Source organism: Sedimenticola selenatireducens (genome assembly GCF_007625115.1).
In the GTDB taxonomy this organism is placed as follows: domain Bacteria; phylum Pseudomonadota; class Gammaproteobacteria; order Chromatiales; family Chromatiaceae; genus Sedimenticola; species Sedimenticola selenatireducens_A.
In genome coordinates, this window is sequence record NZ_VMNH01000016.1 from 112509 (window position 1) to 125303 (window position 12795).

Sequence of the window (12795 nt, forward strand, 5' to 3'; positions counted from 1 at the left end):
TATGCATATCCATATTCTTGGTATCTGCGGCACCTTCATGGGAGGTATTGCACTGCTGGCGCGGTCGCTGGGACACGAAGTGAGTGGTTCAGATGCGAATGTCTATCCACCCATGAGCACCCAACTGGAAGCGGCTGGCATCGTCTTAATGGAAGGGTATGAGGTTGCGCATCTCAAGCCGGCGCCGGACTGCGTGGTGGTGGGGAATGCCATGTCTCGCGGCAATCCGGCGGTGGAGTACATGCTGGATGCTGGCCTGAACTACACCTCGGGTCCACAGTGGTTAGCAGAAAACGTGCTGCATGATCAGTGGGTGCTGGCGGTGGCGGGAACCCACGGCAAGACCAGTACTGCCAGTCTGCTGGCCTGGATACTGGAGTACGCCAAGATGGCCCCCGGTTTTTTGATCGGTGGCGTACCACAAAACTTTGGTTGCTCGGCGCGTATGGGCGATACCCCGTTTTTTGTGGTCGAGGCCGATGAATATGACACGGCCTTTTTTGACAAGCGTTCCAAGTTTGTACACTACCGGCCCCGAACTTTGGTGTTGAATAACCTGGAGTTTGATCATGCCGATATCTTTGATGATCTCGCCATGATCCAGCGCCAGTTCCACCACCTGGTTCGTACCGTGCCGTCCAACGGACTGATCATCGCGCCACAGGGTGAAACAGCCATGGATGAAGTGCTGGCAATGGGTTGCTGGACGCCGGTAGAGCATTTTAGTGCGGTTGGTGATGCCGTCTGGTCAGCTACACCCATGACGCCTGATGGCAGTCGTTTTACCTTGCATCATGAAAACAGACCGGTAGGTGAAGTGAATTGGTCGCTGACCGGCAATCACAGTATGAGCAATGCCCTGGCGGCGATTGCGGCGGCTCGGCATGTCGGTGTACCGGTCGATGTGTCGATCACTGCCTTGAGTGAGTTTCGTAATGTGAAGCGGCGTATGGAACTGCGGGGTGAGGTGAATGGCGTCAGGGTCTATGATGACTTCGCCCATCACCCCACGGCAATCACCACCACCCTGAATGGCCTGCGGGCACAGGTCGGTGACGCGCGTATCTTTGCCGTGCTGGAGCCCCGTTCCAACACCATGCGTATGGGTGTGCATGCCAGCCAGTTACCTGAATCGCTCTCGGCAGCGAACAAGGTGTTGGTATTTTCCCCTGAATCGCTGAAGTGGAATGCCGCTGAGGTGTTCGCACCGCTGGGTGAACGGGCGCAGGTCTATGCAGAAACCAATGCGATGATTCAGTCCCTGGTAGAAGAGGCCCGTCCAGGTGATCAGGTGCTGATCATGAGTAATGGTGGTTTTGAGAATATTCATCAGCGACTGTTGGATGCCTTACAGGCTAGAATCTAACCTATGACTCAGCCATCCAAGCCTATCGCTTTAGCCATTACCGGTGCCTCCGGTGCGCCCTATGCCTTGCGATTGTTGGAGTGTTTGGTGCAAGCGGATCGAACGGTTTATGTGATGATCTCCAAGGCCGCCCAAGTGGTGATGCCGATGGAGACTGGGCTGACGATCCCTTCCCGTCCTGAAGAGGCGGAAAAGCTGCTCACAGAGCGGTTCAGTGCCAAACCGGGACAGATCCGGGTATTCGGCCGTGAGCAGTGGACCGCTCCGGTGGCCAGTGGCTCCAATCCACCTGAAGCAATGGTGGTCTGCCCCTGTAGCACCGGCACGTTGTCCGCCATTGCAACCGGTGCCAGCAATAACCTGATAGAGCGTGCTGCGGATGTCGTCCTGAAAGAGCAGCGCAAATTGATATTGATGGTGCGGGAAACGCCGTTCTCACCCATTCATCTTGAGAATATGCTCAAGCTCTCCCGTTTGGGTGTGGTGATCATGCCGGCCAGTCCTGGCTTTTATAATCGTCCCCAAAGCATCGATGAGATTGTCGACTTCATGGTAGCGCGGGTGTTGAGTCATTTGAATATCGACAATCCACTGAATCGTCCCTGGGGTGGTTAGATACAGTAGGGGGGCATGCCTTGTATGCCCACGCGGTGTTTCAGCTCCACACATACGTGTGGGCACAAACGACGTGCCCACCCTACCGAACTGAATTGCCCTTGGTGGTGTAGCCTTAAGGTTGCTCTCTAATCTGAATCAGCGAGCCACTCTTCTGCCACTGATTACTATCGAGTTGTTTCAGGTCTTCCCCCAATAGTCCGAGCGCCTGTCCAAACGCGGGTCCGGTTTCAGCAAAGGTCAGTGTTCCGAGCAATCTCTGCTGTTGCTGTTCACTTACGTTGCCGATCCAGAGTGGGCGCTTACTATCCAGTTGAAAGCCGCTCTCCCATAAACGCAATACCAGGCGCCGATCATCGGCCAGATGTTTGACCAGTAACAGCGCCTCGTAGCGGCCCTCATGCACTTGCGGCAGTATCGGCAACTCCTGGAGTGACTGGCTGGGTGAGAGAAGACGCAATCCGTCTGTCCAGAAAAATGCGGCCTTTCGCTGCCATCCGCTATTCATCAGCTGTGCCTCTAGCCAGTGTATAGACCCCGCGAATTGCAGGTTCAGCGGGTGATCTTCTCGGTCGCGCAGATCACCGCGGTAGGTGGGGACTTCTTTGGTATCGCCCTGCCACCAGGCAGAAGCCGCCAGTGGCATCACCGTGTGGATCGGTTCGTATTCCGCCATCTTGTCTTGGTGATGAAGACTGCTCTCCACGCTGAAGGCGATAGAGAGAATGATAATGCTTGCCAAGCTCAAACTTCGCCAGTTGGCGGCCTGTGCAGCATGACGATGATAGGCCAACCCCAGCAGGGACACCCAAGCGAGACCCAGCGTGATGCTGCCAGCGACATCGGAAAGCCAGTGAACACCTAGATAGAGTCGCGACAGGGCCACGGCCATAATGACTAACCCGGCCAGGGTATAGGGAAGCCATCGCCAGCGATCAGAGAGTGGTCGAGCGATCAGTACCGAGAGAAAACCATATAGCACTGTGGCCCAAAGCGTGTGGCCGCTAGGGAAAGAAAATGAGTATGTTGAATGGTGAACAATCTCGGGTCGGGCAATCTGCAAGCCGAACTTCAGCAAGGGTGAGGCGATCAGACAGAACAACCCCGCAGCAAACCAATAACCGGCGGTACGACGTTGCCCTGTTGCTAGCAGCAAAAGTAGGACACCCGCAGTCAGAGGGTAGATGACACCGATGTCGGCGAGCCGAGTGAAGTAGACCATCAGTTGATCAGCCCAGGGTGAGCGCAGACTCTGCAGGGCCTGCAATACCGTCATGTCGATTCCCTGGTGGGTGCCATTGGGTACAAGGCCCAGTAGCAATATAAACAGACCAGAAGTGATCAATAGCAAGGTGGCAAGGATCGACAATCCGCGTGTCTCGGGGTGATTCGGGTCCGCCAGCGCATTAGCTATCTCACCCATTATAGGATGGGCTTTACCCCAGTTGAGTAACCACTGAACCCACTGGCTGGTGTGGGGGTGGAGTCTCCTGAAGAGTCCGCGTGTGATGTGATAGGCTAGCCAGAGAATAAGCAGCAGGAGCAGCAGGAGTATCACCAGACGCATCGCGACTTCTGAGGCCAACTCCATTGAGGCCCCAAACACCATGCCGGGCAGGAGATAGAGCGGTGCCCAGGCCAATGCCGAGAGCACATTGGCGAAGAGGAAACGCAGCGGCGTCATCCCCATCATGCCTGCGACCAGCGGAATCACCGCGCGAATCGGCCCGAAAAAACGACCCAGGGCGACACTCTTGCCACCGTACTTCTCGAAGAAGCGTTTACCCTGATGGATGGATTCCGGATAGCGGGAAAAGGGCCAGATGGCGGAAAGTCGCTCCTGGTAATGCCGTCCCAGCCAAAAACTGAGGCCGTCGCCAGCAACCGCGCCCACAACGGCCCAGCCCATCGCCGGCCAGAAGGCAATCGCCCCGCTGGCAATCAGTGCGCCGATACCGAACATGATCACCACGCCGGGCACAATCAGTCCGACAATGGCGAGTGACTCTGCCATCGCTACCAGAAAGATCACGCTATAAGACCAACCGGGGTGGAGTGATACCCAGGCCAGGATCTGTTGCAAAAGCTCCGTCATTCAGTAACCGTCAACAGCCTTAATCAATAGTGGTAGTCTACCGCGTTTTTATATGAAGGTGCTGACTGCTGTGCCGAGGTGTCGGAGTCAAAGACAACATGCATTTGACTCCGACACCTCCCTTGCGATCGATATCTTGTCATTTTTCCTAATCATCCCCACATAGGGGTTAGACAACGTAAATAAAGGATAGAAAGGGAAGCCTCATGAACGCAGAAGTAAACCCGGAAGCAAAAACAGAAAACAACCCCATCTGGTATCGCGGCCTCTATATGCTGCTGTTCCTGTTGATTATCGGAATCGCCAAAGGCATCGTGTTTGTAGTGGCGGTGGTTCAGTTCATCCTGGTGGCGGTCAACAAAGCCCCGAATGACCCCCTACGTAAATTCGGTCAGGGACTCAGTACCTACCTCTACGATATCAACCAGTACCTGGTCTTTAACACCGAACACAAACCGTTCCCGTTTGACGACTGGAAAAGCGAACCGCCTAAACGGGAAGAGATCGTGATAGATCAGGACATGGAGTATCAGGATGGGCAGTAGTTTGTTTACTGATAGTTCGCAAATTGAATCTGAATAATCAAAATAATTTGAATGCCAGAATTTGTCCTGAAAGGTGTGCTAACTAACGCGGCGGATCAATCTGCTGATTGATCGAACAGTTAAGCCGGAACCAACCCGCAACACTGTAGCGGTCTCGATCAGCCGCAAGCACTTCATGGGGAAACTCTTCGCTGAGAAAGATAACGAGCGTGCCGAATGTGGGTACGACCTTGGTGATCTCTTCCCCTTCATCTGGCGCATAGAGTACCAGTTCGCCACCCTGATCAGGTTCCCATCCTTTATTCAAATAAGTGACCAGCGTCAGAACACGATTGGATTCGCCGCGAAAGGCGTCCAGATGTTTTTTGTAAAAATCGCCTGGGTTGTATTGTGCAAAGTGACTTTCAAATGAGAACAGGCCGAGGAACAGCCGGCGATTCAGGTATTGCTTGAGTTGTGCAGTCCAGTCGAACCAGAGGTTGGCGTTGGGATGGGCATCATCCATCCAGGCTATTTTATCACGTCGAATGAATGGGTTTTTAGTCTGGTCAAGACCACGGCCGATTCGCGCCTGGTGAAAACGCTCTTCTTTTAGAATGCTGAGATAGTGCAACAGACTGTCAGCGATCTGATTGGGTAGCGCGGCGGGGAGTATTATGTAGCCCTGGGATTCAATGCCGCAGGCAATGCGTTCAAACAGGCTGTCGTCTTGTGGTGAGGTGTCGGCACTGTAGTCAGAAATATTGAGTATCAAGTAGGTGTAGGCTCTGAGATTTCGAGGGAATGTGCTTGCTACTCAGGATGGGGCGCGAGTTGGGCTGACGCCTAGAGTGCCGGGCTATATTAAGGCTTGGAAAGGGGCGGCGCCACAAACATTTTAATTATGAAATGCCGTGAAATGTGAACCGATAAGGTGGGTGTTGCGGGAAGCCGAGGCCTCCCGCCATTCAGCTATTAAGAGCAGGAACCACAGCAGACGCCGGGGCGATCCGCCTCTTTCTTCTCTTCAGCGGTTTCAGCCTGGGTCTTGATTTCCACGTTGATTGAAGTGGCTTGCTCTTGGGTCTCTTCACTGCTGACTGCTTCAGCAGATGCGTTCTTTGTCTCTTCGCTCATGTTGCGGTTGTCCTTCTCTAGGGTGGTAATAGTCCCGGGTAGGGTATGTGGTAGTATCAGACGATGCCTTGTCCTGGCTCAATTCTGCGATAGTTTATAGCATGCTTTATGAATTAAAGGGATGCTTGTCATTGAGTTGGCAAGTCAACGGGATCTAGAAGGGTATTTGTACTTATGGCAAAACAACTCCAAGCCTTTATCCTGCTCGGTCTGGTGTCGGGTCTTATTTGTGGTTTTGGTGGTCCGTTGCTGCCGGATATCGAGTGGCTGACAAACATCTATCCCGGTGTGGTGTTGGGTCTGTTCCTCTTTTTTGCGGGATGGTACGTGGCTAACCGCAATGCGCAAAAAATGCTGCCGGCGCTGCTGGTCATTGTGTCGGCGAGTATCATCGGTTGGCGACTGGCATTGAAGGTTGGCGGAGATTCAGGATTGGATGACCTCTATCTGTTTGCTGTGTGTGGTGCTGTAGGTGCAGGCTCTGTAGCGCTGGGCCTGCTCTATGCATGGCGAATACGTTCAGGTGTATTGCTGTTTGTTTTGGTCACCATGTTTGCCGGCGCGCTGGGTGGCTTTGTATTTCACATGATCGAACTGCTGACCGATATCAGTAGTGTGAGGAGTGGCGATGTCTGGACCATCGTTCTTTTTACGGTCTGGCAGACGTTACTCTTTGTTGGGCTATCAACCGCTCTGCGGTTTAGCTCGGCTCGCGCATAATGACTTGAAAGATCGTGGTATCAGAACAGGGGTCGCAGTCAAATTTGACTCCGACCCCCTATGAAGTCTGCCGCTATGTTTGCTCCGCAATCTCCTTCATGCTACAAGCCTCTCTACACTTTTTGCAGCGAGCAGCGCTATGTTTTCTCTGGACTTGTCCGGCCTAACCCCTCAGCAGTTTTTAGATACCTACTGGCAAAAAAAGCCAACAGTCATTCGTCAGGGATTTAAAGATTTTATTGATCCTATTACGGCGGATGAGCTGGCCGGTCTGGCCTGTGATGAGCAGGTGGAATCGCGTCTGGTGTATAAAAAGGCCGGTGCATGGCAGGCCGAGTTTGGTCCCTTTGAAAGTTATGGACACTTGGGCGAGCGAGAGTGGACGTTGGTGGTGCAGGCGGTTGATCACTGGTTACCGCAAGTGGCCGCGTTGGCAGAGCCCTTTCAGTTTATACCGAACTGGCGAAAAGATGATCTGATGATGAGCTTTGCTACGCCGGGTGGTGGTGTGGGCCCGCATATTGATCTCTATGATGTGTTTATTATTCAGGGTTCTGGCAAGCGTCACTGGCGTGTCGGTGATCGTGGAGCGCATAACGAGTTTGCGGCCCATGAGGCGTTACTGCACGTGGATGACTTTGAGCCGATTATTGAGGTTGAACTTTTGCCCGGCGATATTCTCTATATCCCGCCGGGATTTCCACACGATGGTTCAGCCGTTGAGCCATCACTGAGTTATTCAGTCGGGTTCAGGACAAATTCAGGCTATGAGTTGACGGAAGGATTGGCAGACTTTCTTGCAGAGCATGCGCTGGCTAAAGAACTGATGTGTGATCCAGATCGTGAAGCGACCGAACGGCCTGGCGCAATCAGTCAACAGGATGTTGCCCTGATCAAACAGCACCTGATGAAGGTAGTGGCTGATGACGAGCTGTTTTCCCGTTTTATTGGTGAGTTTGTCAGTCAGGCGAAACATGATTTGGATATTGCCGTAATGGATGACGAGGGCTATAGCAAACAGGAGGTGATTGCACTATTGCAACAAGGCAAGCCATTGCATCGACTGGGTGGGCTGCGCTGTTTCTATTTTGAGGCGACTCTGGATCAAGGTGTTTTTTATGTCGATGGTGAGGAGAAGCGCTTGCCGAGCGAGATGAAGGCTGTGATTCAGCTGTTGTGTGACCAGCGCTCAATATCTGCAGAGCAGCTGCTACCTTGGATTGACCACAATCCGTTTTTAGATTTTCTTATCGAACTGTTGAATGCCGGTTACTGGTATTTTGAGGGGGCGTGAATTTACCCCCGAGCTCGATAATTAAAGCCAGCCGTTCAGTCTGACGGCATGGGCGGCAAACAGCACGACCGAACTATAGATCACCACGTTCTGAGCAAACGTCAGCGCAAGGTCTCGATTGATGGTTTTCTCCAGCTCGGCAGTGGCGCTTTTCCGCTCTTTTTCGGGTAATGATTCTATCTCGGCCCATTTCATCTTGCGAAGACGCACCTGATCCACGGCTTGGGTCATGCAGACGGCGAGAATGGCAATGCCGATGCGCTCCGGTGTCAGGATGAAAAAGTAGGCGCCCAACCAACCCATCAGGGTATGCATCATCAAATTCCACAGCATAATCGCTTCTCTCTTTTTACTCAGTGGGCGCAGTCTGCATGCCGGATAGCTATTCGTCAACACAGTGTCCGATGTTTGCTGTATATCCCATTATTGCGTGGAACGCGCGAAGCGGAACAGTTGCCGGTTTTCGTGCATTAATACACGGGCATGTCTTTGTAGAGGAATATCGAGTCTTTCGCCGAGTGCCTCGGCTGTCTTGATAAACAGTTTTGGATTAAGTTGAGGTATACCCCCATCAAAGGCAAAGGCAATGCAGTTTCCGTCCGGGATGCTGAGAGTGACCACCTGCTGATCAAATGCCGCCTGTAGTGTCTGATTGAGTGCATGGGCAGTCAGACTGCTGCGCAACCAGTAGTTACAGATTAAGATACCACCGGGCTTTAATGCACTTCGGCAACGTGCCAGAAACGCCTCTTGAGCTTGCAGTTCATTCATCCCTTCACTGAGATAGAGGTCCGTGAATATCAAGTCTGCTGGCATAGGTGATTTCATCAGATAACTGTCGGCATCGTCGATGTGCAGGCGCAGGCGTCTGTCGTGTGGTAAGGCAAACCAGGTCCTGGCAAGCGCCACTACCTGGGCGCGCTGTTCTACCGCATTGATTATGCAATTGGGGAAATGGGCGAAGATGGCATGGGCCAGAGAGCCAGCACCCAGGCCGAGCAGTATGCAGTGTCGCGGGTCACCTGTTAACAGAAAACCCAGCATCATCACTTGGGTGTAGTTGTGACAGAGTCTCTGCGGGGTGTGAATGTCGATACAACTCTGCTGGATATCGTTGCCAAAACAGAGCATGCGCCGATTAGCATCCTGGTGGATAGTTAGGTCACCCCAGTCGTCGGTGCAATGATGAATTTTTGTTCCTTTGGCGGTCATGATTGAAGCGTGTCACTCTGTTTCATGTGAAGATGGAAAAAGGATATGTGGGCTAAATAGGTCAGATCAGACAAGAGAATACGCACTGTTCATTTGAGCGTCCATCTCCTTGATTATGCGGATTATGATTTTTTTTGCTGCGTTGTTATTGTTTTTGTATAAGAGATCAACAAAGTAGATAATATTTTTATGAGTATCTGGGAAAGAAGCATATTACTGATTTTATTGCGTCGTCGTTTGGAAACCGAGCGCACAACGGATTGGCAGGTTTTACACAAACGGGATCGCCGATGGTTTCTGGCGCAACCCGAGTCAAATCCGTGGCTTGTTTTACGCGATTGGCTGGCCCAATGGGATGATGCCCGGCAAGGCAGTGTAGGTCTTTTTGTCTATGGCCTAGGCTTTGCGGTCTTAGTATTGGGATTTGTTCTGGTTGCCGGTTTGGTGGAATTTCTGACTTTCGAGCGAATCAATCTACTCTGGTTTATGCTAATTGCCATACTGCTTCCCTTTGCCTGGTGGGTAGGTGCGCTATTTTTTAGCTCAGCACAGGTTCCCATTCCTCTGCGTACACTGTTTCAACATCGATTGCCTTCGGGTGCTTTGTCAAAACCGCTTACCCCTTTGTTGAAGTTGACAGTTGTTGCACTTGGGCAGCAGTTATCCATGCTGTTTTCTTTGGGCATGTTGATGGCTTTTTTACTCTATCTGTTGGTAACAGATTTGGCTTTTGGGTGGTCGTCTACCCTCAATCTTTCGAGTGAGCTGATTTATCAGCTTACTCATATCATGTCTTGGCCCTGGCAAAACTTATGGCCAGCCGCAGTGCCATCAATAGAGTTGGTTGAGCAGACACACTATTTTCGGGCGGCACCTATTTCGGTAGTACAGCCGGAGCTGTTTGGACAGTGGTGGCGTTTTTTGCTGATGTCACTGTTGCTCTATGTAGTCCTGCCCAGAGTTATCACCTCAGCATTTTTTCGGTATAGACTAAATCGGATGCAGGGGAGTGTACGAAAGAGTGATGCATTGATTGGTGGGCTATGGCAGCGTCTTGCTACGGAGTTGATTGATCATGAGGCACAACCCGTTGAGCAGCGGGAGCCTTCATCTGTAATGCCCATAACGGAAGAGATAGGTGTGACATGCCGACAAATCCTTGCCTGGGGCGTCTGGCCCGATGATGTGATGCGTACACTTCGCCTAAAACTTGGAGCTGACGGTTCTGGTGTCTATTGGGTCAATATTGATTCACCCAAGGCAGCAGCGTCAACAGCTGCTGAACTGAAATCGTTAGTTGATGCGCCGCTACTGCTGCTCTGTAAAGGTTGGGAGCCACCCACTGGTGAGTTGGAAGATTACTGTAATATGTTGGGTGAATTGCGCGCCCATCTGTTTCTCTGGCCAGTACCTTTAACAGGAATGGATGAAAGACGACAAAAGCTGTTGATTGAATCCTGGCGGTCATTCATGGGGCAACTGCCGGAGTGTTTTCATCTGATCATAAATCCGCTGGCAGCGGAGAAACGTGATGCGTGATCATCCGGTATTTGCGGTCGTTGGTCACCCGAATAAAGGCAAGTCTTCGGTGGTTGCCGCACTTACACAGAATGATCAGGTTAAAATATCGCCCGTTTCTGGGACCACCCGTGTTTCGCAGCACTTTGCCTTGAAACTGGACAATAAAATCGTTTTTGAATTGGTGGATACGCCCGGTTTTCAACGTGCCAATAAATGCCTTGCCTGGCTGAGTCAGGAGAATGTGACAGCCGATCAACGTCCCCAGCGAGTCGATGCCTTTATTGCACACTTCAGTGGACGTAAAGAGTTTATTGATGAAGTAGAGCTGTTGACACCGATTATGCAGGGAGCGGGAATTATTTATGTGATCGATGGTTCATTGCCTTACAGTCCAGAATATGAAACGGAGATGGAGATCTTGCGCTGGACCGGCAGTGCGCGTCTGGCATTGATTAATCCCATCGGAGGTGATACCTATGTCGCGCAGTGGCAGCAGGCACTTAATCAGTACTTCAGCTTAGTACGGGTCTTTGATCCACTGCACGCAAGCTTTGATCAACATTTACAACTGCTACGCACGTTTGGTCAACTTGATACACACAAGACTGCAGCCTTTGATTTTGCTATTGAAGAGCTTGAACGTTACCGACAACTGAAACTACAGCAGGCTGCACGCATCATTGTAGAGAGCCTCTATCGCTTGATCACGTTTCAACAATCAAGCAGCCGCTTGGAGACGATGGCAAAAGAAAAATTGGCAGCGGTGATGCCCGATGAGATTAGCCAGTTTAATGAAAAGCTGAACCACATGGAGCGGGAAGGACAACAGCAGCTAGAAGCGCTATTCCTCTATCATCAGCTTGAAGCAGATATTGTCCGGCTGCAAGTTCATCAAAGCGAATTAATGGATGCGTCCCATTGGTCGCTGTGGGGCTTGGAAAAGGGACAATTGATCATGGTAAGCGCTGGGGCTGGTGCGGCTATCGGCTTGTTGGCAGATGCTGGATTGGGTGGCGCCTCATTAATGACGGGTGCAGTGAGTGGGGGTGTCGTAGGTGGGCTGTCGGGTTGGCTGGGGCTGGATTGGTTAAAAGATAAGCTACCGGCCTGGTTATCCTATAACAGCGAGAAACATCTACTGGGCCCAGTGAGGGATCCGAATTTTGCTTTCGTTATTCTGGGGCGGGCATTAAGTCATGCAAGCGCCATGTTGATTCGGAGTCATGCCGACCAAAACAAACTGGTTATTGATCAAAGCAAATTGAATGTTATGCAATCGCTGGCGCTTAAAACCCAGGTGAGGCTGTTGAAACAGTTTCGACAACTGAGTGATTCAGGTTTACAGAGTAAGGCTGCCGATAAACTGCGTACATGGGTTTTTCAACAGTTAACGGAAGAAGTGTAACCAGGGTGTGTAAGTATAGATCACTTGTGACTTGCCATTAAAAAGCCGAAGATATTTTCTCTTCGGCTTTTTAATGATGTTATCTAATTACGTTTTATCGATGATGGGTGATCATGTCAAAGGGCTTGTGGCGTTGAATGATTTTAGTGACTTCGATTTCAATATCATCAGGAATCATGACCTTGAGTTCGTTATTTTCACTATCAGCGAAGATCTTTTCGCGATCAATGCCGCAGGCTAGGAGATCATCCATTGTATTACGAATGGTGTCCATAGAAGCGAATGCGCCAGTAATTGTGGTTGTCATGGTTTAGCTCCTTCTCGGGATGAGATGAGCCACATCAGCGTGTTACATCGTAGGGGATGTGCTCAAACGATTACTGCCTAACTGTTGTATTAAGCGTAGGCTACAGAATTCATCTGTACAAGATATATACACTGTATAGTAATTGTCATACTGGGAAGCGAATGATGTTTGGAGGCGTTCATGATCTATTTTCAGCTTCATTTCATTTCTTCTGTTTATAGTTTTAGCCATAGGACCGGCTAATGAGGGCCGGTTGCCTGAAGTGACAGTAGATTACCCAGTGATTAGATAGCTTGGAGAAAGATATGAAAACTGGATTGATTGTTCTGATGATACTGCTATTGCCCATGTTAGTTGTGGCCGATAATGATCACGAACGCGCCAAAGCATTGCATGAGTCAGGCAAAATCATGGCGCTGGAGCAGATACTGGAAAATATTCGTGATGAGTATCCAGGTCGTTTGCTGGAAGTTAAACTGGAACAGGAGGATGACAGGGTGATTTACGAAGTCGAACTGCTGGATTCAGAGGGCAAGGTCTGGGAATTGGAATTGGATGCAGTAACGGGAAAACTACTCGACCGTAAACAGGACAATTGA

14 protein-coding genes are annotated in these 12795 nt (G+C 51.0%); 8 read left to right on the plus strand and 6 right to left on the minus strand.

The genetic code is table 11. From position 1 onward, the window contains the following. The first annotated feature begins 1 nt into the window (after position 1). Positions 2 to 1366, plus strand: a complete 1365-nt coding sequence (mpl, locus tag FHP88_RS12905) for a UDP-N-acetylmuramate:L-alanyl-gamma-D-glutamyl-meso-diaminopimelate ligase (RefSeq protein WP_144359490.1) — start codon at positions 2 to 4, stop codon at positions 1364 to 1366. Positions 1367 to 1369: 3 nt separating this feature from the next. Then, positions 1370 to 1981 (plus strand): flavin prenyltransferase UbiX, encoded by a 612-nt coding sequence (locus FHP88_RS12910; protein WP_144359491.1) that lies wholly within the window; start codon positions 1370 to 1372, stop codon positions 1979 to 1981. Positions 1982 to 2096: 115 nt separating this feature from the next. On the opposite strand, the gene FHP88_RS12915 is transcribed toward FHP88_RS12910, so the two are convergent. Continuing rightward, complete coding sequence (locus FHP88_RS12915; RefSeq protein WP_144359492.1) at positions 2097 to 4076, minus strand: bifunctional DedA family/phosphatase PAP2 family protein; 1980 nt, start codon at positions 4074 to 4076, stop codon at positions 2097 to 2099. Between the two features lie 206 nt (positions 4077 to 4282). Between FHP88_RS12915 and FHP88_RS12920 the strand changes: the two genes are divergently transcribed. Beyond that, positions 4283 to 4621, plus strand: coding sequence for a DUF4389 domain-containing protein (locus FHP88_RS12920; RefSeq protein ID WP_144359493.1), 339 nt, complete (start codon positions 4283 to 4285; stop codon positions 4619 to 4621). Positions 4622 to 4703: 82 nt separating this feature from the next. On the opposite strand, the gene FHP88_RS12925 is transcribed toward FHP88_RS12920, so the two are convergent. Together FHP88_RS12925 and FHP88_RS12930 are read right to left on the minus strand one after the other, a co-directional pair. Then, positions 4704 to 5375, minus strand: a complete 672-nt coding sequence (locus FHP88_RS12925; RefSeq protein ID WP_144359494.1) for a 2OG-Fe(II) oxygenase — start codon at positions 5373 to 5375, stop codon at positions 4704 to 4706. 200 nt (positions 5376 to 5575) lie between these two features. Then, the gene (locus FHP88_RS12930; protein WP_144359495.1) at positions 5576 to 5737 is read right to left on the minus strand and encodes a CCGSCS motif protein; all 162 of its coding nucleotides are present in this window, start codon (positions 5735 to 5737) and stop codon (positions 5576 to 5578) included. Between the two features lie 174 nt (positions 5738 to 5911). Here FHP88_RS12930 and FHP88_RS12935 point away from each other — a divergent pair, with 174 nt between their 5' ends. Together FHP88_RS12935 and FHP88_RS12940 are read left to right on the plus strand one after the other, a co-directional pair. Next, a complete protein-coding gene (locus FHP88_RS12935) occupies positions 5912 to 6457 on the plus strand; it encodes a hypothetical protein (protein ID WP_144359496.1) in 546 nt (181 codons plus the stop codon). A gap of 139 nt (positions 6458 to 6596) precedes the next feature. After that, positions 6597 to 7751: a cupin domain-containing protein gene (locus tag FHP88_RS12940; protein WP_144359497.1), complete on the plus strand. Its 1155-nt coding sequence runs from the start codon at positions 6597 to 6599 to the stop codon at positions 7749 to 7751. A gap of 21 nt (positions 7752 to 7772) precedes the next feature. Here the strand turns inward: FHP88_RS12940 and FHP88_RS12945 are convergent, their stop codons facing one another. Continuing rightward, on the minus strand, positions 7773 to 8084 hold the full coding sequence (locus FHP88_RS12945) for a hypothetical protein (protein WP_144359498.1): 312 nt from the start codon (positions 8082 to 8084) through the stop codon (positions 7773 to 7775). A gap of 90 nt (positions 8085 to 8174) precedes the next feature. Further along, positions 8175 to 8963, minus strand: coding sequence for a spermidine synthase (locus tag FHP88_RS12950; RefSeq protein WP_144359499.1), 789 nt, complete (start codon positions 8961 to 8963; stop codon positions 8175 to 8177). A 189-nt stretch (positions 8964 to 9152) separates the two neighbouring features. Between FHP88_RS12950 and FHP88_RS12955 the strand changes: the two genes are divergently transcribed. Then, on the plus strand, positions 9153 to 10502 hold the full coding sequence (locus FHP88_RS12955; RefSeq protein WP_144359500.1) for a DUF2868 domain-containing protein: 1350 nt from the start codon (positions 9153 to 9155) through the stop codon (positions 10500 to 10502). Then, positions 10495 to 11889: a DUF3482 domain-containing protein gene (locus FHP88_RS12960; RefSeq protein WP_144359501.1), complete on the plus strand. Its 1395-nt coding sequence runs from the start codon at positions 10495 to 10497 to the stop codon at positions 11887 to 11889. Before FHP88_RS12955 ends, FHP88_RS12960 begins: the two co-directional genes overlap by 8 nt. Positions 11890 to 11983: 94 nt before the next feature. Here the strand turns inward: FHP88_RS12960 and FHP88_RS12965 are convergent, their stop codons facing one another. After that, positions 11984 to 12196 (minus strand): hypothetical protein, encoded by a 213-nt coding sequence (locus FHP88_RS12965; RefSeq protein ID WP_144359502.1) that lies wholly within the window; start codon positions 12194 to 12196, stop codon positions 11984 to 11986. 305 nt (positions 12197 to 12501) lie between these two features. On the opposite strand from FHP88_RS12965, the gene FHP88_RS12970 reads away from it, so the two are divergent. After that, on the plus strand, positions 12502 to 12795 hold the full coding sequence (locus FHP88_RS12970) for a PepSY domain-containing protein (RefSeq protein ID WP_144359503.1): 294 nt from the start codon (positions 12502 to 12504) through the stop codon (positions 12793 to 12795).